The sequence below is a fragment of the Streptomyces sp. C genome (assembly GCF_000158895.1).
GTDB classification, from domain to species: domain Bacteria; phylum Actinomycetota; class Actinomycetes; order Streptomycetales; family Streptomycetaceae; genus Streptomyces; species Streptomyces racemochromogenes.
The window spans coordinates 573273-594970 of the sequence record NZ_GG657750.1 but is presented as its reverse complement, the minus strand read 5'-3'; the positions used below and the strand labels follow the sequence as shown (position 1 = coordinate 594970).

The following is a 21698-nucleotide window of genomic DNA, read 5'->3' as shown; positions in this document are numbered from 1 at the left end:
GGCCCGCCGGTCGGCGGGGCGGTCCCGGCCGGTCGGCGGGGGTGGCACCGAAGCCTGCCGGATGGTCCCCTCCCCGCGGCGCCGGGAGATTCTTCGTATGACACAGACACAGCCGTCGCAGGAGAATTCGCCTCCACGGCACGCAGCCCCGCCCGAGTCCGCCGGGAAGGCCGCGGGCGGCCCCTCGTTGGGACGCCTGGTCGGGGTGGATCTGGCCCGTGCGCTGGCGGTGTTCGGCATGTACGTCGTCCACATCGGCCCGGTGCTGTCGGCGACGTCCGGCGTCGGCACCTGGGTCCGGTACCTGGCCGACGGGCACTCGTCGGTCCTGTTCGCCACCCTCGCCGGGTTCTCGCTGATGCTGATCGCCGGCCGCCGTGAGCCGAAGACCGGCCTGGCGGGCCGGCAGGCGAAGGCCCGGATCGCGATCCGCGCCGTGGTCCTGCTGGCCCTGGGCACCGTGCTGGCGATGGAGTACGGGGGCGTGATCATCCTCGGCTTCTACGGGGTCTACTTCCTCCTCGCCCTGCCCCTGCTGCGGCTGCCGGTCAGGACTCTCGCGATCGTCGCCGCGGGGCTCGCGCTCGTCACGCCGCAGCTGGCGTTCGTCCTGAACGCGCTGCTCAGCGAGTCCGTCCAGCAGAGCGTCAACGCCTACGACCCGCTCAAGAAGCTCAGCGAGGTGGGTGTGCTCGATCTGCTGCTCACCGGCTTCTACCCGGCGATCACGTGGACGTCGTTCGTGGTCGCCGGGATGGCGCTCGCCCGCCTCGACCTGTCGGCCGTCTCCGTCCAGCGGCGGCTGGCCGCGCTCGGTGCCGCCCTCGCGGTGGGCGCGTACGGGCTGTCCCTGCTGCTGGCGGGCAAGGACGCGCTGCGGAGCATGGCGGAGGACGGGAAGTCGTCCGCCGGGTCCGAGACGGCGTCCTCCTTGGGCAGCGGGTCCTTCCAGACCACGCGGTCGGCCTCGGAACTGCTGTCCGCCGGGCCGCACACCGGCACGACGTTCGACATCATCGGCAGCGTCGGCGTCGCGATCCTCGTGATCGTGGGCGCGACGGTGCTGATGGACCGGCTGCCCCGCCTGCGGCGCCTGGCGAAGCCGGTCGTCGCCGTGGGCACCATGTCCCTGACGGCCTACGTCGGCCACTTCCTCGTGCAGACCCCGCTCGGCATACCGGCCGGTGAAAGCACCCAGGTGTCCTGGGTACCCGTGCTCACGTTCATCCTCGGGGCGATCGTCTTCGCGGCGCTCTGGTCCCGCTTCTTCCGCCGCGGACCGCTTGAGGCGTTGCTCAACGCCGCCACCAAGCCGGCGAAGCACATCCGGTGATCCCGGGCCGGGGCGGGGGGCCTTCACGACCCGCCCCGGGGACGGCTGCCGGGATCCGGCTGTGGGCACGGGCGGCCCGCCTCCTGGGGGAGGCGGGCCGCCGTACCGCGTTACGGGCCCGACTGCCGGCCTCAGCAGCCGAAGTCGACCCGCTTGAAGGTGGCGTAGTGGTCGGCCGTGTAGTAGTCCTCCCGGCTCTGCCGACCGGTGACGATGCGGCGCGCGCCGCGGGTGGGGGAGCCCGGGGTGATGACCGTGTACTCGTGGTAGTAGCCCCTGCTCTGGCTGGGCAGCAGGCGCTCACGGTTCTGGAAGACGACACCGTCCTGCCGGTACGGGAAGGGGCCGCCCGCGTCGATGAGTCTCAGGGTGTCGTGCGCCTGGGAGGGCAGCGCGGAGGAGCAGGTGCTGCCAACAGCCTTTATGGCGTCGGGAGTTGCCGCGGCGGGCGCGGCGTTGGCGGTGGGCCCGACGAGGAGGGCTGCGGCGACGGCGACTGCGCCGCCGAGGGCGAGGATGCGTGGGGGAATCTGCATGGCCACATGATGACGCGCGTAGACATGGGCACGTCAACGCCAAGTCCGTTAATTCTTGAACCAGTTGGCTCGGCGGACGGTGTGCGCAACCAGATGGCCACCTCCCCTTCACTCCTCGGCGTGCATGGCGCATGCCGCGCGCTGACAGGAGGGCCACCGGTTCGGCGCACGGCGCACGGCGTCCCTCAAGCGGCGGCCTCGCGCCCGGTCAGTTCCTGGCGCAGCACCAGGAGCGCCCGATGCAGGGTGCTCTTGACCGTGCCCGGGGAGACGCCCAGTGCCCCGGCGGTCTCCTCGATGCTGAGCTCCGCCCAGTACCGCAGCACCACCACGGCGCGCTGCTTGGTGCTGAGCACCGTCAGGACCTCCAGCAGTTCGGCCCGGTCCAGAAGCTGGACCGTGCCGTCTTCTCCGGGGAGCTCGGGCGGGCGCTCCATCGGCACCTCGTCCGTTCTGCGGGCGCGCCACCAGTCGGTCCGTACGCTGATCATGACGCGGCGCAGGTAGCCGTCGGCGAGGGACTTGTCGGCGATGCCGTCCCAGCGCACATGGGTGCGCAGGAGCGCCGCCTGAACCAGGTCCTCGGCGTCCGCGGGGTCGGGGACCAGGCGCCGGGCGGTGCGGAGCAGGGCGGGGCGCCGCATCCGGACGTACGCCGTGAAGTCCTCCTGCCACTCGTGGCCCCCGGGAGGCGGGCAGTGGCCGGGGCGGCGCGCGCCGGAGTCGGTCCGCGATGGTGCGCCGCCTCCGGGGAGCTCGGCCCCGGAGGCGAGCTCGGTGTACGTCATGAGGCCCTCCCGGGTCGTGAGCGTGGGTCGCGGCGGCTGATGGCTTCACCCTCGCAAACCGCCGGGCCGGCCTGAATCCGTCAGGTGTCCGGCCGCACCCCGTCAGGTGGCCGCCGGACACCCCGCCACCTGACGGGGCCGTGAGACGCCCGCGGCCACCCCCCACCGCCAAGGAGGGAGCCGAGGAAAGCCAGCGCGACCGGCAGGATCCGCAGGATGGTGAGCGCAGCCGCACACAGCAGAAGGACGGGCCAGTGGATGCCCTCACTCAGGGCGAGCACCACCGCGTTCCCGAAGAAGAACCACATGACCATGGTCATCATCGAGTTGGTGTCCTCGATGAGCTGGAAGTCCGAGGCGGCGGGAGCCTGGGCACCGTGCCGACGGACCGGTGCCTGCCGTACGTACCGGAAGGCGATTCCGCACACGAACGCCGCCACGAAGCCGTTCCCGTCCACCGCCACGGTCGTGGTGTAGGTGAGGAGCGGTGCGATCAGGCCAGGGTCCGCCTCGACTGCCCGGTCATCCAGTAGGCACGGTCGGCTCCGAGTTGAGCGCGGCAGCGATCTGGCTCTGCGTGAACACGCCGGTGACGACACCCGCGAGCACCAGGACTCACCCGGCGGGACGCCCCGCCGGCAGCAGGAGCTGGGTCGCGGCGAGCCGTGCGTACAGCTCGTCGCGGTCCACCAGCTGGTCGTGGGTGCCGATCGCTCGGACCCTGCCGGCCTCCATGACGACGATGCGGTCCGCGTCCGTGACCGTCGACAGGCGGTGCGCCACCACCAGGACGGTGGTCTCCCGTGCCGTCTCGGCGATGGCGTCCCTCAGCGCCAGCTCGTTGACGGCGTCGAGCTGCGAGGTCGCCTCGTCCAGGAGCAGCAGCCGAGGTGTGCGCAGGAGCGCGCGGGCGATCGCCACGCGCTGGCGCTCGCCGCCGGACAGTTTCGACCCGCGGTGCCCGACCAGGGTGTCCAGGCCGTGCGGGAGACGTGCGACGAGGGCGTCGAGCCCGGTCCGGGCGAGGACGGCGTGGACGTCGTCGTCCGTCGCGTCGGGCGCGCTGAAGACCAGGTTCTCCCTCAGCGTGCCGGCCAGAACCGGCGCGTCCTGCTCGACGTACCCGATGGCGGACCGCAGCTCGGCCAGCGGCCATCGGCGAATGTCCTCGCCGTCGACCAGGATCCGGCCACCGGTCGTCTCGTAGAACCGCTCGAGGAGCGAGAAGACCGTCGACTTGCCCGCACCGGAGGGCCCGACGAAGGCGGTCATCCCGGAGCCCGGCACCTCGAAGTCCACCTGCTGGTGGATGTACGGCAGCCCGGGCGCGTAGCGGAAGGACACACCCTCGAAGCGGACCGAAGCCGGACCCCGCACGGCCTCCGGGGGCTGGGCCCGTACGGGCTGCCGCGCGGTCGGCGGCTCCGCCGCCAGGCGGTCCACCTCCTCGATCCGGGCGATCGCCGCCGAGCCCTCCTGGTACGCGGTGGCGGCCTCGACCAGCTTGTACACCGGCTCCATCAGGTAGAAGAGGTACAGCAGGAAGGCGATGAGCGTGGAGACGGGGACGTCCCCGGACGCCACCCGCGCCCCGCCGACCGCGAGCACCGCGAGGAACGCCAGCTGGACGGCGAGGTTGTCCGCCGTTCCCAGCAGGGCCTCCCACTTCGCGCCGCGCACGCCGTGGTGCCAGGCCCGCCGGGCCGACGCCTCGACGCGAGCGGTCTCCCGCTCCTCGGCGCCGGACGCCTTCACCGTGCGGAACGCGCCGAAGACCCGCTCCAGGCCCGTGGACATCTCCCCGACAGCCTCCTGCGCGCGCTCGGCGGCCCGTCCGATCTTCGGCATGACCAGGGCCGCACCGGCGGCGACGACCGCGACCACGACGAGGGTGACGCCGAGCAGGACGACGTCCAGGAAGGCCATCACCACGACCGCCGCGACCAGCGTCAGCGTGCCGGTCGCGGCGTTGACGACCGCCCGGGTGCTGACGGCCCGCAGCAGCGTGGTGTCGGAGGTCACCCGTGACATCAGATCACCCGGCTGCATCCGGTCCACCGCCGGGAGCCGCAGCCGCAGCAGCCGGCCGATGAGGCCGCGGCGAGCGGCCAGGACCACCGACTCCGCCGTCCGCTCCAGCACGTAGGCGCCGCACGCCTCGGCGACGGTGCCCAGCAGCACCAGCACCGTCAGGGCCACCAGGATCGTGGCGATCGTGCCGCCGGACGAGAGCCGGTCGACCAGCGCCTTCGTGGCCAGGGGCTGGAGCAGCCCGCCGGCGGCCCCGGTCAGCGCCAGCAGCAGACCGAGCACGACGGCACCTCGGTGGGGGCGGACGTACCGGTACAGCGCCTTGAGCGTCTCGCGGACGTGCGGTTCCTGTGCGGGCTGTGTCATGCCACCAGCCTGGGAGCCCAGGCCGTCCGCCGGCCATCCGGCGATCGTCGGGTACACCCCCGCCAAGTGGCCGGGAGCTCCTGCGGCGCAGGCGGGGACGGCCCGGGAGATGTGCCGGCTCAGTCCCGGTCAGGGACGGGCGGGGCCGGTTCCGGCGAGCACCTCGGGCCGCAGCAGGGCGGTGAGCCGCTCGGCCGGCAGCAGCCCCCGTTCCAGGACCAGCTCGGCCACGCCCCGGCCGCTGACGAGGGCCTCCTTGGCGATGTCGGTCGCGGCGGTGTACCCGATGTGCGGGTTCAGGGCGGTCACCAGGCCGATGGAGTTCTCGACGGTGGCGCGCAGCATCTCGGTGTTGGCGGTGATGCCGCTCACGCAGCGTTCCGCGAGGGTGAGGCAGGCCGCGCGCAGGTGGGTGACGGACTTCGACAGCGAGTGCAGGATGACCGGCTCGAAGGCGTTGAGCTGGAGCTGCCCGGCTTCGGCGGCCATGGTGATCGTGATGTCGTTGCCGATGACCTCGAAGGCGACCTGGTTGACGACCTCGGGGATCACCGGGTTGACCTTGCCGGGCATGATGCTCGACCCCGCCTGGACCGGCGGCAGGTTGATCTCGCCGAGTCCGGCGCGGGGCCCGGAGGACAGCAGGCGCAGGTCGTTGCAGGTCTTGGACAGCTTGACGGCGATGCGCTTGAGGACGCCGGACATCTGGACGAAGGCGCCGCAGTCCTGGGTGGCTTCGACCAGGTCGGGAGCGGTGACCAGGGGCAGGCCCGTGATGTCGGCGAGGTGACGGCGGGCGGCCTCGGCGTAACCGGCCGGGGCGTTGAGACCGGTGCCGATGGCGGTGGCGCCGAGGTTGATCTCGTGGATGAGTCCGAGGGCTTCCGCGAGCCGGCTGCGGTCCTCGTCCAGCATGACGGCGAAGGCGGAGAACTCCTGCCCGAGCGTCATCGGCACGGCGTCCTGGAGCTGGGTACGGCCCATCTTCAGGACGTCGTGGAACTCGGCGGCCTTGCCGGCGAAGGCCTTCTGCAGGACGGCCATGGCGTCGAGCAGTCCGCGCACCGCGAAGACGGTCGCGATCCGCACCGCGGTCGGGTAGACGTCGTTGGTGGACTGGCCGAGGTTGACGTCCTCGTTGGGGTGCAGGTGCCCGTACTCGCCCCTGGTGTGGCCCAGCAGCTCCAGCGCCCGGTTGGCGATGACCTCGTTGGCGTTCATGTTGGTCGAGGTGCCCGCGCCGCCCTGGATGACGTCGACGACGAACTGGTCGTGGAGCTTGCCGCCGCGGATCTCCTGGCAGGCGGCGACGATGACGGCTGCCTTCGCGGGCTCCAGCAGGCCGAGTTCCCCGTTGGCGAGGGCGGCGGCCTCCTTGACGGCGGCGAGGGCGTCGATCAGGTGCGGGTAGGCGGAGATCGGCGTGCCGGTGATGGGGAAGTTCTCGGTGGCGCGCAGGGTGTGGACGCCCCAGTAGGCGTCGGCGGGGATGTCGCGGTCTCCGAGCAGGTCGTGTTCACTGCGGCTGGAGGCGGTCATGGGTGTGCGGTCCTCTTCCTGAGGTGGGCGGATCAAAGGTGGTGAAGGGGGCGAACGGGAGTCAGGCGGTCGGGGTGGCAGGGGGGCCGGGCGGGTCCAGGGCCGCCACCGGGCGGATGGCCCCGACGGTCCGGCCGCCGCCGGTCACCGGCTCGCCCGCGAACCCGGCGAGCAGCCGGGGCTCGACTCCCGCACGGGCGAGGGCGGCGGCCGTCACCGCGATGCGCGCCCGGCCGGCCCCGTCGGCGATCTTCACGGCGACGGCCCGGCCGTCGGGCAGCGCGGCGACCTGGACGCCCTCGAAGCCGTCCTTGGCCAGCAGCCCGGGCACCGCGCGCATCAGTGCGGCGGTGTCCCGCCCGGTACCGGAGGCCATCTCCGGGTGGAGGCGCAGCGCGTTCGCCACGCGGTGCTCGGCGGTGTCCGGCGCGGCCGTGGCGATGCGGGCCGCGGCGCGGGCCAGGCCGTGCAGGGACACCGCGAACAGCGGGGATCCGCAGCCGTCGACGGTGACGTTCGCGATGTGCTGGCCGGTGAGTTCCCCGACGGTCTCGGCGATCGCCCTCTGGAGCGGGTGGTCCGCATCGAGGTAGCTCTCCAGGGGCCACCCGGACAGCTTGCACAGGTACAGCATCGCCGCGTGCTTGCCGGAACAGTTGTGGGCGAGCCGGGACGGCCCTCGGCCCTCACGCACCCAGGCGTCCCGGACGGCCGGGCCGTAGGGCAGGTCGGGCACGTTGCGCAGGTCGGCCTCGGTGAGACCGGCCAGCTCGAGGATCAGCCGGGTACCCGCGAGGTGGTGCTCCTCGCCCGAGTGACTGCCCATCGCGAGGGAGAGCAGGCCCCCGTCGAGCGGCAGTCCGGCCCGCACCATCGCGACGGCCTGGACCGGCTTGAGCGCCGAGCGCGGATAGCAGGCGGCCTCGACGTCTCCGACGCCCGTCCGGACCTCGCCCCCGCTGCCGAGGACGACGACGGAACCGTAGTGGACCCCCTCGATCACACCGCCCCGCACGACATGGGCGACGGGGACGTGCCCGGGCTCGCGGATCGCGGGCGCGTCCGCGAGGAAACTGCTGCGCATCACTGCCTCGTTCTGTGGTGGGTCGCTGCTGACCGGGGGCGGCGACCGCCACCCCCGGCGCGGGGGGAGGGGTGGGCGCGCCGGCTCAGCCGTCGCTGCCGGCAGCGGCGCGCGCCACGCGGCCGCGGACCGCGTACCAGCCGGCGACCAGCGCCGCGGCGATCAGGGGTACGCACAGCACGGTGGTGCGCCCCGCGCCTCCGTCGGCGTACATGAGGACCAGGACGGAGGCGAGGAAGGCCAGCGTCACGAGTTCGGTCCACGGTGAGCCGGGCAGGCGGTAGGAGGGGCGCGTCAGTTCACCGCTGCGGGTCTTCCGCCAGAAGAGGAGGTGACAGACCATGATCATGCCCCAGGTGGCGAGGATGCCGATGGCGGCGAGGTTGAGGACGATCTCGAACGCGTCCGCGGGGACCACGAAGTTGAGCCCGACGCCCAGGACGCACATGCCGCTGGTGAGGAGGATGCCGCCGTACGGGACCTGGGTCCGGCTGAGCCGTGCGGTGAACTGCGGGGCGGAGCCGTTGACGGCCATCGAGCGCAGGATGCGGCCGGTGGAGTAGAGGCCGGAGTTGAGCGAGGACATGGCCGCGGTGAGGACGACCAGGTTCATCACGTCGGCGGCCGCCGGGACGCCGATGTGGGAGAGCACGGTCACGAACGGGCTCTGGCCCGCGCTGTAGCTGCTCCAGGGCATCAGCATCGACAGCAGGACGACCGAGCCGACGTAGAAGAGGCCCACGCGCCACATGATCGAGTTGATCGCCTTCGGCATGATCTTCTCGGGGTTCTCGGTCTCGCCGGCCGTGACGCCCACCAGCTCGACGGAGGCGTACGCGAAGACGACGCCCTGGACGATCAGCAGCATGGGCAGCAGGCCGTTGGGGAAGATCCCGCCGTTGTCGGTGATCAGGGCCGGGCCCGGGACGGTGCCGTCGACGGGGTGCCGGGTCACCAGGAGGAAGACCGCGATCCCCATGAAGACGACCAGGGCGCCGACCTTGACGATGGCGAACCAGAACTCCAGTTCGCCGAAGATCCGCACCGAGATGAGGTTCACGGCGAGGACCACGGCCAGGGCTATGAGGGCGATCACCCACTGGGGGACGTCGGAGAACAGGTGCCAGTAGTGGGTGTACGTGGCGACGGCGGTGATGTCGGCGATGCCGGTGGTCGCCCAGTTGAGGAAGTACATCCAGCCCGCGGTGTAAGCGCCCTTCTCCCCGAGGAACTCCCGGGCGTAGGAGACGAAGGCACCGGAGGACGGCCGGTAGAGGACCAGCTCGCCGAGCGCGCGCACGACGAGGAACGCGAAGATCCCGCATACGGCGTAGGCGACGAACAGGGAGGGACCGGCCTCGGCGAGGCGTCCGCCCGCGCCGAGGAAGAGCCCCGTCCCGATCGCACCGCCGATGGCGATCATGTTGACGTGCCGGGGCTTCAAGGACTTGCTGTAGCCGGTGTCGCCGGCGTCGACGTGACGGGTCGTGGGGCGCTTCTCGTCTTTGAGGAACTGCTCGCTCACGCCTCGGGTCTGCCTTCCGTAGGGGCGGTGGTGCGCTGGGGGCGCACGATGTCGGTGAGGGTCGTCTCGACCCGTAGCAGGTGGTGGGACATGGCTTCCACCGCGTCGTGCTCGCTGCCGTCGACCAGCGCCTCCAGGATCGCCCGGTGCTCGCAGTTGGACTGCTCGCGCCGGCCGCCCAGCTCGTTGAGGAAGGTCGACTGACGCGCCAGTGCGTCGCGGATCTCCTCGATGACGCGGCGGAAGACGGGGTTGCGGGAGGCCTCGGCCACCGCCAGGTGGAAGACGGTGTCCATCGCCACCCACGCGGTGGTGTCGGTCTCCCGCTCCATCCGGTCCAGCAGATGGCCCAGGTGGTCCAGGTCCTCCGGCGTACGGCGCAGTGCGGCGTATCCGGCGACCGGGATCTCGACGTGCCGGCGCACCTCCAGCAGGTCGCTGGCGGCGTAGTCGCCGAAGGTGGGGTCCTCGACCGTGTTGGCCAGGACGAACGTGCCCTTGCCGCTCTTGGACACGGTCAACCCCATGGCCTGCAGGGCCCGCAGGGCCTCCCGCAGCACGGGCCGGCTGACCTCCAGGGTGCGGCACAACTCGGCTTCGGAGGGGAGCTTGTCGCCCACGGCGTACTCACCGCGCTCGATGGCGGTGCGGAGGTGGCCGAAGACCGCTTCCATGGCGCTGACGCGCCGCGGAAGGGGGCCACCTGTCTGGCTGTCTGACAGGTTCACGCTGTGATCCTGCGGGGTGGGCCCCGGGGTGTCAAGACACCTGTGTCGGGAAAATCTGGTCCGGCGTGCTTCGCGGCATGCGTGTGTTCCATCCGGCCGTCCGGGCGGGATCCGTGGCTCCGGCGGAGCCCGCGGCGGCCACCAGAGCCTGCACGACCGGCGCGTCGGCACCGATCTCCGGGTGCCACTGGACGCCCACGGCGAAGCGGTGCCGGGTGCTCTCGATCGCCTCGACGGTGCCGTCCGCCGCACGGGCGGCGACGACCCATCCCGCGCCGAGGCGGTCCACCGCCTGGTGGTGGTGCGTGGCGACCTGGTGCGTCCCCGGCAGCAGGGCGCCGACCCGCGTCCCGGGGACGGTGGTCACGGCGTGGGCGCAGAAGTGGCCCCGGTAGGGGTTGTGGCCGTCGTGGCCCACGCTGTCGGGCAGGTGCTGGATCAGGGTGCCGCCCTCGTGTACGTTCAGCAGCTGCATCCCCCGGCACACCCCGAGCACGGGTACGCCGCGGGCGAGGCCGGCCGCCAGTACGGCCCGCTCCCACTCGTCGCGCTCGCGCACCGGCGGCCCGGTACGAGGATGGGGCGCGGCCCCGTACAGTGCGGGATCCAGATCCTCGCCTCCCGCCAGGAGGATGGCGTCCAGACGCTCGACCACGTCGGCCGCGGCCTCCGGCGCGTCCGGGGGCAGCAGAACGGCGCGGCCGCCGGCCGCCCGGACGCAGTCCGCGTAGGCCGCGGGCAGCACCGCGGCGGGCAGGTCCCACTCACCCCACTGCGCGTGGGCGAGGTAGGTGGTGATTCCGATGAGCGGTGGCTGGGGCATACCACTTCCTTTCGGGGCACGAGGGGTGACCGTCGACAGCCGGAGCCGAACCGTCCGCCCCCGCCACGGCGGGGGCTGCCGCGGATGGCGCGGTGGTCCGGCGGAGGTCACCGGGACGGCGGGAGAGGGGAGTTCGCGGGCCGAGGGCGCAGGCTTGCGTTTTTCTTGCCGCTGGCAAGAATCCTCCTGGCGTTCATCTCCAATCACAAGAAAACACATCTTCGCGACAGATAAGTGAGCCTTAACCCCGTGCACGGACTCGACCCCCGCCTGCTCGCCACCCTCGAAGCCGTCGTGCGGCACGGCTCCTTCAGCGCCGCCGCACGCGAACTCGGCTACAGCGCGCCCGCCGTCTCCCAGCAGATCGCCGAACTCGAACGCCGCGCCGGCCTGAGGGTGCTGGAGCGCCGCCCCGTGCGCGTCACACCGGCCGGCGAAGTCCTCCTCGGCGCGGAGCAGGGCGTCCGCAGTGCGCTGGCGGCGGCGTCGGTCGAACTCGGCGCCATGCGTGCCGGGACGGCCGGACGGATCCGGCTCGGCGCCTTCGCCTCGGCCGCCACCGGCATCGTTCCGCAGGCCCTGGCCCGACTCCACGCGGCCTACCCCCACGTGCAGGTCAGCCTCAGCCAGTTGGAGCCCGAGGCCGGCTACAACCGGCTCAAGCGGGGGGACATGGACCTGGCCCTGAGCTACGACTACGACTTCATCCCCGTCCCGCCGCCGCGGATGCTGCGCCGGACGCTGGTCGCACGGGATCCGGTGGTGGCCGTCGTCCCGGCCCACCACCACCTGGCCGACCGGCAGGTCATCGACCTGGCCAGCCTCGCCTCCGAGACGTGGATCGCCGCTCCGGAAGCCGCGCTGCGCCTGGAACTGCTCTCGCAGATGGCCAACACGCCCGGTTTCCAGGCCCGGTTGCAGTACGAGGGGGACGACTTCAACACCGTGCTCGGGTTCGTGGCCGCGGGCCTGTGCGTGGCCGTCATGCCGAGACTCGCCCTGCCCCGGACCCACGCCCAGGTCGTGGCGCGTCCCTTGGCCGAGCCCCAGCTGACGCGCTTCATCTACGCCGTCCGCATCGACACCCGGCACGCCCCGCGGGCCGTCCTAGACCTGGAGGAGATGCTCGCCGCGCAGGCGCTGGCCGCGCTCTCGTGAGGAGCGGGCATCCCGGGGCCGCGGGGGTGAACGGATCGCGGAGGCTACGTGAAAAGCGGCCAACTTGGCGGCCGCCGCACGCGCGTAGACCCCACCGGCACACCGGACTTCCCCTCGTGTCCGACTACCGGACACGATGGCTGAAAGTTAAACTATGGTGTGACGGGCACACTACGTTTGCCGCGGTTGACGTTCCACCGAGAGGAAACCCCTCATGACCGCAGCCGATTTCGCGCCCGGAACGGCGCACGTCCTCACCGGCTACCGCCCCGAGGACGGCTTCATGGCCGCAGAGCTGGACCCGCCCCCGGCCGAGTACGTATGGCACGACGAGAACGCCGAACAGCAGGACCAGCGTTACGGCCCGGGAGTCGGCTACCAGCAGTGGCTGGCGGTGGACGCCCGCGACGGCGCCGTCTGGTTCGGCGACACCGACTGGCGGGCCCCGCAGGAGTCCCCTGGCAGTCGGCTCCCCGGCATCCCCCGCAAGGCACTCGGCGACGGGGCCGTCCCCGGCCCCGGAATCATGGTGCAACTGCTCGGCCACCTGAGCCACGACGAACAACGAGGCTGCACCTGGCGCTTCTTCGACGCCGGGGAACTGCACGCGCTCGCGGTGCGCGTCCTGGCCGCCGTGCAGCGACTCGTGGACTCGATCCACCGGATCGGGCCCGAAGGCGAGCTGGAATGGTCGGCCGAGGCGGCCACCGCATGGGACGACATCGAGCAGGCCGCGACCCCCGCGTTCGACCCCTCCGGGGATCTCCGCTGGCCCCGACCGCGCATGACGCCGGTCCCGGCCTGGCGCGTCGAAGTCGGCGCCTTCCTGGACGCCAACCCCGAGCTGTGCGACCCCTCATGGGCCGTGGCCTCCGACGCCGAACTCGACGCCTACGCCGACTACCACCCCGCCACCGGCTACGGGGGAGTACCGGGCAGAACCTGCCACATCGCCGACCGGCACATCGAGGACGGCTTCACCTTCTACGGCCACCGCGCCGCCCTGTACGCCTACCGTGCAAGGGCGTCCGGCGACCGCACCCCCACGGACGCCCGCACCTGGCTGGAGACCACGGAGACCGGCAAGAGCACCTGGGAAGCGGCCAGACCCCCCGGCGCCACCCTCGCCGACGTCCCCGACTACGTGCTGACCGACCTGACCGACAGGTTCCAGAACTCCGCGCGCGAACACGGAATCGTCCTGACCGGCCTCGACGCCTACCTCTGGAAGCTGCGCGCCGAGGAACGCGCCGGCGTCGACCAGCAGCTCCGCTTCGAAGGCGCGGAAGTCGAACGCCTGGAGAACCTGCTCAAGGAATTCCGCGCCGGACGGAACCGCACCGTGACACGGATCCTGGCCTGGTCCGACGGACGCAGCGACGCCGAGATCGCCCGCTTGGCCTCCCTGCCCGACGAACACGTCAGCCAGTGGCGGGCCCGCCTGAACGACGAACAGACCACCACGACGCCCGAACCGTGAAGCACCCGCGGCCACGACCAGAGCGTCAGGCTCCGGCCCTGCGCTTGTTGTAGACGTCGAAGCCGACGGCCGCCAGCAGGACCAGGCCCTTGATCACCTGCTGGTAGTCGGTGCCCACGCCGACCAGCGACATGCCGTTGTTCAGCACGCCGAGCACCAGACCGCCGGTGAGCGCACCGAGGACCGTCCCCACACCGCCGCTCGCCGAGGCGCCGCCGATGAACGCGGCGGCGATCGCCTCCAGCTCGAAGTTGATGCCGGCCTGCGGCGTACCGGCGTTGAGCCGCGCGGCGAACACCATCCCGGCGAGGGCCGCGAGGACGCCCATGTTCACGAAGGCCAGGAAGACGACCCGCTTGCTCTTCACCCCGGACAGCCGCGCCGCCGCCTCGTTGCCGCCGATGGCGTAGGTGTGGCGGCCGAGGACCGAGTTGCGCATCACGTACCCGAAGACGACCAGCAGGACGCCGAGGACCAGCAGGACGATCGGCACGCCGTGGTAGCTGGCCAGCAGCAGGGTGAAGGCCACCACAGCGGCGGTGATCGCGCCGAGCTTCACCAGGAACAGCCCGGCCGGCAGCGGCTGAAGCCCGTACGAGGCGGCCCGCCGCCGCCCGCGCACCTCTTGCAGGATCGCGACGGCCAGTACCGCGAGGCCCAGCAGGAGGGTGAGGTTGTGGTAGTCGGTGTGGGGGCCGACCGCGGGGAGGAAGCCGCTGCTGATGTTCTGGAAGCCCTTGGGGAAGGGCGCCACCGACTGGCCCTGGAGGAGGATCTGGGTCCCGCCGCGGAAGAGCAGCATGCCGGCCAGCGTGACGATGAACGAGGGGATCCCGACGTAGGCGATCCAGAATCCCTGCCAGGCTCCGGCGAGTGCCCCGATCAGCAGCGCGGCCGCCAGTGCCAGGGGCCAGGGAGTCCCGTGCTCGACCATCATCACCGCGGCGGCCGCCCCGACGAAGGCGGCGAGCGACCCGACCGACAGGTCGATGTGCCCGGCGATGATGACGATCATCATGCCGATGGCCAGGATGAGGATGTAGCCGTTCTGCTGGATCAGATTGGTGACGTTGAGCGGCTGGAGCAGGATGCCACCCGTCCAGAACTGGAACAGCAGCACGATCAGCGCCAGCGCCAGCAGCATCCCGTACTGGCGCATGTTGCCGCGCAGCGCGCGTGCCAGTACGGCACCGCCCGAGGCCCGTCGGCCGGTCTCCTGGGTGCCCGGTGTGGGATCCGGGGTGGTCTTGGTCTGCGCCATGCCTCACACCTGCTTGTCGGGGGATGCCGCGCTCATGGTCATGAGCCGCATGAGGGATTCCTGGGTGGCGGCCGCACGGCTGACCTCACCGGTGATCCGGCCCGCGGCCATGGTGTAGATCCGGTCGCACAGGCCCAGGAGTTCGGGGAGTTCCGAGGAGATGACGAGCACCGCCTTGCCCTGGGCGGCGAGGTCGGCGACGACGGTGTAGATCTCCGCCTTGGCGCCGATGTCGATGCCCCGGGTGGGCTCGTCGAGGATCAGCACCTCCGGCTCGGCGAAGATCCATTTGCTGAGGACGACCTTCTGCTGGTTTCCGCCGCTGAGCTTGCCGGTCTGCGCGAACACCGAGGGTGCCTTGATGTTCATGGTCCGCCGGAACGATTCGGCGATCCGGGCCTCCTCGTGCCGGTCGACCCAGCCCCTCCGGGCGACCTTGCCGAGGGCGCTCAGCGAGATGTTGCGGCTGATGTCGGCGGTGAGGTCGAGGCCGAGCTGCTTGCGGTCCTCGGTCACGTACGCGATGCCGTGTCCGATCGCCTCCGGCACCGTCCGGGTACGGATCTCGCGGCCGTCCAGCCGCACCCGGCCGCCGGTCCAGCTCCCGTAGGAGCGGCCGAAGACGCTCATGGCGAGTTCGGTGCGGCCGGCGCCCATGAGGCCAGCGATGCCGACGATCTCACCTCGCCGGACGTTCAGCGAGACCCCGTCGACCACCTTGCGCCGGTGGTCGATCGGATGCCGGACGCTCCAGTCCTCGATCTCGAAGGCGACCTCGCCGATCTGCGGGGAGCGCTCGGGGTAGCGGTGCTCCAGGTCGCGGCCGACCATGCCGCGGATGATCCGCTCCTCCGAGATGCCCCCGGGGCCGATGGCGAGGGTCTCGATGGTCCGCCCGTCGCGCAGGACGGTGACGGCATCGGCGACCCGGGCGATCTCGTTCAGCTTGTGCGAGATGAGGATGCACGAGATGCCGCGGGCCCTGAGCCCGAGGATCAGGTCGAGCAGCTTGCGGCTGTCCTCGTCGTTGAGGGCGGCCGTCGGCTCGTCCAGGATGAGCAGCCTGACCTTCTTGGCGAGCGCCTTGGCGATCTCGACCAGCTGCTGTTTGCCCACACCGAGGTCGGCGACCCTGGTGTGCGGACTCTCGTCGAGTCCGACCTGCCGGAGCAGGTCGGCGGCGTGGGCCAGGGTCCGGTGCCAGTTGATCACGCCCCGGGAGGCGTGCTCGTTGCCGAGGAAGATGTTCTCGGCGATGGACAGGTAGGGCACCAGCGCGAGCTCCTGGTGGATGATCACGATGCCGCGCTGCTCGCTGGCCCGGATGTCCTGGAACCGGCAGGGGGTGCCTTCGAAGTAGATCTCGCCCTCGTAGCCGCCGTGCGGGTACACCCCGCTGAGCACCTTCATCAGGGTGGACTTGCCGGCGCCGTTCTCACCGCAGACGGCGTGCACCTCGCCGGCGGCGACGGTCAGGCTGACCTCGGAGAGTGCTTTGACACCGGGAAACGTCTTGCTGATCGACCGCATTTCGAGAACGGGTCGGGCCATGGCTGTGCGTCCGTATCGTCGGGGCGGCGCGGTGCCGCGGGTCTCCCCGGGCACCGCACCCGCCGGCTGCTACTTGAGCTGGTCCGCGGTGTACTGGCCGCTGTCCACCAGGACCTTCCGGTAGTTCTCCTTGTCGACGCTGACCGGCTGGAGCAGCTGCGCCGGAACGGTCTTGACTCCGTTGTGGTACTGACGGGTGTCGTTGACCTCGGGCTTGCCGCCGGTCAGCAGCGCGTCGCCCATCTGGACCGCGGCCTTGGCCAGTTGGCGGGTGTCCTTGTAGACGGTCTGGGTCTGCTCGCCCGCGATGATCGACTTCACCGAGGCCAGCTCGCCGTCCTGACCCGTGACGACGGGCAGGGGCCGGCCCGGTGTGCCGTAGCCGACGCCCTTGAGCGAGGAGATGACGCCGATCGAGATGCCGTCGTACGGCGAGAGGACGGCGTCGACACGGGCGGCCGTGTACGACTTGCTCAGCAGGTTGTCCATCCGGGACTGGGCGAGACCGCCGTCCCAGCGCAGCGTGGCGATCTGGGCGAGGGAGGTCTGGCCGCTCTGTACGACCAGCCTCTTTTCGTCGATGTACGGCTGGAGGACGCTCATCGCGCCGTTGTGGAAGAACGCGGCGTTGTTGTCGTCCGGAGAGCCGGCGAACAGCTCGATGTTGAAGGGGCCCTTGCCGTCCTTGAGGCCGAGCCTGTCGACGATGTAACTGCCCTGGAGGACGCCGACCTTGAAGTTGTCGAAGGTCGCGTAGTAGTCGACGTTGCCGGTGCCGCGGATCAGCCGGTCGTAGGAGATCACCGGGACGTGGGCGTCGGCGGCCCGCTGCAGCACATTGGTGAGCGAGGAGCCGTCGATGGCGGCGATCACCAGCAGCTTGGCCCCCTTGGTGATCATGTTCTCCACCTGGGAGACCTGGTTCTCCACGACGTTGTCGCCGTACTGGAGGTCCGTCTTGTAGCCCTTGGCCTGGAACTCCCTGACCATGTTGGTGCCGTCGTTGATCCAGCGCTCCGACGACTTGGTCGGCATCGCGATGCCGATGAGGCCGCCTTTGGCGTCGCCGCCGCCCCCTCCGTCGCCCGCTCCGTTGGCGCTCTGGCCGCAGGCCGCCAGCGCCAGAGTCATGCCCAGGGCGGCGAGGCCCGCTGAAAGCTTCCGCACAGTTCCTCCAGTGATGGTCCGCGACCGGCACGGCGCGCCCCGGCAGGGACAACCGGAATCGGCCGGGCGGGGCCGGCCCGGTGCCGCGTCCTCGCACGGTGCGAAGGGGTGCGTGCGGCGCCTCCGGCCTGGCGAACCTGAGTGTTAACGCTCACAAGGGCGCCGTCAAGGGTCTGCGCGGATCACTCTGCGGGGCGACTCGGCTGGGGGAAAAGTGCTGTCCGGGAGGTGAGTTGCCGCAAGGGGTGGCGGAGGGGGCCAGGAGACCGCGCTTCCGCGGGGATGGCGGCGCAGCGGTCCTTGACGCGCGGATTGTTAGCGCTAACATCCTCTGGGGGGCCGGGCGCGCAAGGGCGCGCCCGGCCCGTGGGCGCCCCGATCTCAGCGGGCGCCGAGAAGGTGTTCGAGGGCCAGCTGGTCCAGCTGCTCGAAGGCCATGCCGCGGCGGGCGGCCGCGTCGACGTCGAACCCCTCGAACGCGGACCGGTCGGCCAGCAGCCCGGCCAGGCCGTCCTCGGCCGTGGGCCGGGCGAGTTCGGGCAGCCGGGAGGCGGCGAGCGCGGCCCGGACCTCCGGATCCGACCGGAAGGCGCGGGCCCGCTGCGCCAGGAGCAGGTAGTTGCGCATGCAGGCGGCCGCCGAGGCCCAGACGCCCTCGCCGTCCTCCGTGCGCGGAGGCTTGAAGTCGAAGTGGCGGGGGCCGTCGTAGCCCGCGGACTCCAGCAGGTCGACCAGCCAGAAGGCCTGGCGCAGGTCGCCGGCGCCGAAACGCAGGTCCTGGTCGTACTTGATCCCGCTCTGGCCGTTGAGGTCGATGTGGAACAGCTTGCCGTGCCACAGGGCCTGGGCGATGCCGTGCGGGAAGTTCAGCCCGGCCATCTGCTCGTGGCCGACCTCCGGGTTGAGGCCGACCCGCTCCGGCCGCTCCAGCCTGTCGATGAAGGCCAGGGCGTGACCGATGGTGGGCAGCAGGATGTCGCCGCGCGGTTCGTTGGGCTTGGGCTCGATCGCGAAGCGCAGGTCGTAGCCCTGCTCCTCGACGTACTCGCCCAGCAGGTCGAAGGCCTCCTTCAGCCGGTCGAGGGCCGTGCGCACGTCCTTGGCCGCGCCCGACTCCGCGCCCTCGCGGCCGCCCCAGGCGACGTAGACCCTGGCGCCGAGTTCCGCGGCCAGGTCGATGTTGCGGATCGTCTTGCGCAGCGCGTACCGGCGCACGTCGCGGTCGTTGGCGGTGAACGCGCCGTCCTTGAACACCGGGTGGGTGAAGAGGTTCGTGGTGGCCATGGGCACCTTCAGCCCGGCCGTGTCGAGCGCGGTGCGGAAGCGCTTGACCGCCTGCTCGCGGGCGGCGTCGCCGGAGGCGAAGGGGATGAGGTCGTCGTCGTGGAACGTGACCCCGTACGCGCCGAGCCCGGCCAGCCGGTGCACGCTCTCGACCGGGTCGAGGGCGGGCCGGGTGGCGTCGCCGAAGGGGTCCCGCCCCTGCCAGCCGACGGTCCACAGGCCGAAGGTGAACCTGTGCGCGGGGGTGGGGACGAGCGGGTCGACGGTCATGAGGCGCTCCGGATCGGGCCGAGGTCTATTTGTAATGTCGAAAAACAAATTAGTATGCCGGGACGCCAGAAGGAACCCCACCGGAGGGACCCCATGCCCGCACAGCGTGTCGTGATCGGTGTCGACAGCTCGACCCAGTCCACCAAGGCCCTCGCCGTCGACGTCGGGACCGGCGCCGTCCTGGGCGAGGGCCGCGCCGCGCACACCGTGAGCGCGGGCCCCGGACGCGAGAGCGACCCCGAACAGTGGTGGCGTGCGTTCTGCGAGGCCGCGGCGGCCACCGGCTGGGCGGACCGGGCCGCCGCCTGCTCGATCGCCGGCCAGCAGCACGGCCTGGTCACCCTCGACCCGGCCGGCCGGCCCGTGCGTCCCGCACTGCTGTGGAACGACGTCCGCTCCGCCCCGCAGGCCGCCGCACTCGCGGCCGCCTTCGGCCCGGCCGAACTGGCCCGCCGCACCGGCAGCGTCCCGACCGCCGCCTTCACCTCCGCCAAATGGGCCTGGCTGCGGGCGCAGGAGCCTGCCGCCGCGGACCGCGTCGCCGCGGTCCGGCTTCCCCACGACTTCCTGACGGAACGGCTGACCGGCGAGGCGGTGACCGACCGCGGTGACGCGTCGGGAACCGGCTGGTGGGGCCCCGACGGCTACGACCGGGAGGTCCTCGCCCGGATCGGGCTCGACTCCGCCCTGCTGCCGGAAGTCCTCGCGCCCGGCGCCCGGGCCGGCCTCGTCCGCGCCGGGACGCCCCTGCGCGAGGGCGTGCCCGTGGCCACGGGGACCGGCGACAACATGGCCGCCGCCCTCGGGCTGGGCCTCACCCCCGGACGTCCGGTGCTGAGCCTCGGCACCTCGGGCACCGTCTACGCCGTCGGCCGGACCCGGCCCGCCGACCCGACCGGAACCGTCGCCGGCTTCGCCGACGCCCTCGGCGGCTGGCTGCCGCTCGCCTGCACGCTCAACTGCACCCTCGCCGTCGACCGCTTCGCCGCCCTCACCGGCCGCGACCGCGAGGACGTCGAGGGCGGCGGCACGGTGGTGGTGCTCCCCTACCTCGACGGCGAGCGCACCCCGGACCTCCCGGGTGCCTCCGGTCTGGTCCACGGCCTGCGCCACGACACGACCCCGGGCCAGCTGCTCCAGGCCGCCTACGACGGCGCCGCCCACGCCCTGCTCACGGCCCTGGACGACGTACTGCGCGCCGGAGGCGAGGACCCGGCCGCGGCGGACGAACCCCTGCTGCTGATCGGCGGCGGAGCCGCGGGCAGGGCCTGGCAGAAGACGGTCCTGCGGCTGTCCGGCCGGGCCGTCCAGGTGCCCGAGGCCCGGGAACCCGTCGCGCTCGGGGCCGCCGCTCAGGCCGCCGCCCTGCTCACCGGCGAGCCCGCCGACGCCGTCGCCCGGCGCTGGCGGACCACGGAGGGCCGGGTGCTGGAGCCCGTACCCCGTGACGACGACACGCTCGAACGGATCACCGGTACGCTGCGGCGGGCGCGGGCCCTGCAGGAGGCCCCGCCGCAGGAGCGAGGGGAAGGACGGCGGCGATGACCGCGCTCGGCAGGCCCGGCGGGGGCGCGGAGACCGCACCCGCCTCCCAGCAGGGGATGCGCCGGCAGAACCTCGCCGCGGTGCTCGGCGCGGTCGCCGCGCACGGCCCGCTCTCCCGGGCGGACGTCGCCGGACACACCGGCCTGACCAGGCCGGCCGTCTCCTCCCTGGTCGACGAGCTGATCGGCCGCGCCGCCCTGACCGAGACGGAGACCGCCCCCAGCGGACGCGTAGGCCGCCCCGGGAGGTCCCTGGCCCTCAACGACCGGGGCCCCGCGGGACTCGGCCTGGAGATCGGCGTCACCCACCTCGCCGCGTGCGTCGTCGACCTGCGCGGCGAACCCCGGGTGTGGCGGCGCGTGGAGCGGGCCAACGCGGGCCGGCCGGCCGCACGGGTACTGGAGGAGGCCGCCGCGCTCGCCGCCGACGCGGAGTCCGAGGCCGCCGCCCTCGGCCTGCGCGTCGAGGGCCGCGTCCTGGCCGTCCCGGGGGTGGTGCCGAACGCCCCCGGCGGACTGGTCGCCAACGCCCCCAACCTCGGCTGGAAGGACGTCCGCCCCGCCGACCACTGGCCCGACCCCGCCGCCGTGCCCGAGCCGGAGAACGAGGCCAACCTCGGAGCGCTCGCCGAGCAGCGGCAGCAGGGACATCCCGCCGAGACCTTCGTCCACGTCTCCGCCGAGGCCGGAATCGGTGCCGCACTGGTCATCGGCGGCCGGCTGTTCCGGGGCGCCCGCGGGTTCGCGGGCGAGCTCGGCCACCTGCCCGTCCACCCGCAGGGCGCACCCTGTCCCTGCGGGGCCCGCGGCTGCCTGGAGCAGTACGCGGGCGAAGCCGCCGTCCTGCGCGAGGCCGGGCTGGCAGACACCGGCGACCCGGTGGCCGTGCTGGCCGAGCGGGCGGGCGCGGGGGACGCGGCGGCCCTGCGCGCCCTGGACCGCGCCGGCCGGGCCCTGGGGCTCGCCCTCGTTTCGGCGGTGGACCTGATCGACCCGGACGGCCTCGTCCTCGGCGGTGCCTACGCCGAACTCGCCGACTGGCTCCTCCCGCCGATGCGCTCCGAACTGGCCGCCCGGGTCACCGTCCGGCCCTGGCACCCCGAGGCGGTACGCCCGTCCGCCCTGGGGCGCCGCGGACCGGTACTCGGAGCGGCGTGGTCGACCGTCCAGCGGATCATCGCCGACCCCACCCGGCTGCCCGCCCGCCAGGCCGTGTGAGCCCTCCGCGGC

18 protein-coding genes are annotated in these 21698 nt (G+C 72.3%); 5 read left to right on the top strand and 13 right to left on the bottom strand.

Translation table 11 applies throughout. From position 1 onward, the window contains the following. Positions 1-97 precede the first annotated feature (97 nt). Positions 98-1333, top strand: coding sequence for a DUF418 domain-containing protein (locus SSNG_RS02820; RefSeq protein ID WP_206731276.1), 1236 nt, complete (start codon positions 98-100; stop codon positions 1331-1333). Positions 1334-1464: 131 nt separating this feature from the next. On the opposite strand, the gene SSNG_RS02815 is transcribed toward SSNG_RS02820, so the two are convergent. From SSNG_RS02815 to SSNG_RS02775, 9 genes are all read right to left on the bottom strand, one after another. Next, the gene (locus SSNG_RS02815) at positions 1465-1869 is read right to left on the bottom strand and encodes a ribonuclease domain-containing protein (protein ID WP_007262276.1); all 405 of its coding nucleotides are present in this window, start codon (positions 1867-1869) and stop codon (positions 1465-1467) included. A gap of 185 nt (positions 1870-2054) precedes the next feature. After that, positions 2055-2657: a SigE family RNA polymerase sigma factor gene (locus SSNG_RS02810; RefSeq protein ID WP_007262275.1), complete on the bottom strand. Its 603-nt coding sequence runs from the start codon at positions 2655-2657 to the stop codon at positions 2055-2057. Positions 2658-2737: 80 nt separating this feature from the next. Beyond that, complete coding sequence (locus SSNG_RS02805) at positions 2738-3256, bottom strand: cation:proton antiporter (RefSeq protein ID WP_007262274.1); 519 nt, start codon at positions 3254-3256, stop codon at positions 2738-2740. Positions 3257-3272: 16 nt separating this feature from the next. Beyond that, complete coding sequence (locus SSNG_RS02800; RefSeq protein ID WP_042802823.1) at positions 3273-5054, bottom strand: ABC transporter ATP-binding protein; 1782 nt, start codon at positions 5052-5054, stop codon at positions 3273-3275. Positions 5055-5183: 129 nt separating this feature from the next. Next, positions 5184-6593 (bottom strand): aspartate ammonia-lyase, encoded by a 1410-nt coding sequence (aspA, locus tag SSNG_RS02795; protein WP_007262272.1) that lies wholly within the window; start codon positions 6591-6593, stop codon positions 5184-5186. 61 nt (positions 6594-6654) lie between these two features. Continuing rightward, on the bottom strand, positions 6655-7677 hold the full coding sequence (locus SSNG_RS02790; protein WP_042800438.1) for an asparaginase: 1023 nt from the start codon (positions 7675-7677) through the stop codon (positions 6655-6657). A gap of 85 nt (positions 7678-7762) precedes the next feature. Next, the gene (locus tag SSNG_RS02785) at positions 7763-9202 is read right to left on the bottom strand and encodes an amino acid permease (RefSeq protein ID WP_007262270.1); all 1440 of its coding nucleotides are present in this window, start codon (positions 9200-9202) and stop codon (positions 7763-7765) included. Next, complete coding sequence (locus SSNG_RS02780; protein ID WP_007262269.1) at positions 9199-9930, bottom strand: FadR/GntR family transcriptional regulator; 732 nt, start codon at positions 9928-9930, stop codon at positions 9199-9201. The genes SSNG_RS02785 and SSNG_RS02780 overlap by 4 nt, the downstream gene beginning before the upstream one ends. Before the next feature lie 31 nt (positions 9931-9961). Next, the gene (locus SSNG_RS02775; protein WP_007262268.1) at positions 9962-10753 is read right to left on the bottom strand and encodes a gamma-glutamyl-gamma-aminobutyrate hydrolase family protein; all 792 of its coding nucleotides are present in this window, start codon (positions 10751-10753) and stop codon (positions 9962-9964) included. A 249-nt stretch (positions 10754-11002) separates the two neighbouring features. Here SSNG_RS02775 and SSNG_RS02770 point away from each other — a divergent pair, with 249 nt between their 5' ends. Together SSNG_RS02770 and SSNG_RS02765 are read left to right on the top strand one after the other, a co-directional pair. Next, on the top strand, positions 11003-11911 hold the full coding sequence (locus tag SSNG_RS02770; protein WP_050779523.1) for a LysR family transcriptional regulator: 909 nt from the start codon (positions 11003-11005) through the stop codon (positions 11909-11911). A 214-nt stretch (positions 11912-12125) separates the two neighbouring features. Next, positions 12126-13391 (top strand): hypothetical protein, encoded by a 1266-nt coding sequence (locus SSNG_RS02765; protein ID WP_007262266.1) that lies wholly within the window; start codon positions 12126-12128, stop codon positions 13389-13391. Between the two features lie 25 nt (positions 13392-13416). On the opposite strand, the gene mmsB is transcribed toward SSNG_RS02765, so the two are convergent. The 4 genes from mmsB to xylA all read right to left on the bottom strand — a co-directional run bounded on the left by mmsB (position 13417) and on the right by xylA (position 18924). Next, a complete protein-coding gene (gene mmsB / locus SSNG_RS02760) occupies positions 13417-14652 on the bottom strand; it encodes a multiple monosaccharide ABC transporter permease (RefSeq protein ID WP_007262265.1) in 1236 nt (411 codons plus the stop codon). A 3-nt stretch (positions 14653-14655) separates the two neighbouring features. Next, positions 14656-16203 (bottom strand): multiple monosaccharide ABC transporter ATP-binding protein, encoded by a 1548-nt coding sequence (mmsA, locus tag SSNG_RS02755; protein WP_007262264.1) that lies wholly within the window; start codon positions 16201-16203, stop codon positions 14656-14658. Positions 16204-16272: 69 nt separating this feature from the next. Continuing rightward, positions 16273-17334, bottom strand: a complete 1062-nt coding sequence (chvE, locus tag SSNG_RS02750) for a multiple monosaccharide ABC transporter substrate-binding protein (protein ID WP_206731365.1) — start codon at positions 17332-17334, stop codon at positions 16273-16275. 417 nt (positions 17335-17751) lie between these two features. Beyond that, on the bottom strand, positions 17752-18924 hold the full coding sequence (gene xylA / locus SSNG_RS02745) for a xylose isomerase (protein ID WP_007262262.1): 1173 nt from the start codon (positions 18922-18924) through the stop codon (positions 17752-17754). Between the two features lie 93 nt (positions 18925-19017). On the opposite strand from xylA, the gene xylB reads away from it, so the two are divergent. After that, positions 19018-20469, top strand: a complete 1452-nt coding sequence (xylB, locus tag SSNG_RS02740; RefSeq protein ID WP_007262261.1) for a xylulokinase — start codon at positions 19018-19020, stop codon at positions 20467-20469. Beyond that, entirely contained in the window at positions 20466-21686 is a 1221-nt protein-coding gene (locus tag SSNG_RS02735; protein WP_007262260.1) for an ROK family protein, read from the top strand. Before xylB ends, SSNG_RS02735 begins: the two co-directional genes overlap by 4 nt. Positions 21687-21698 lie beyond the last annotated feature (12 nt).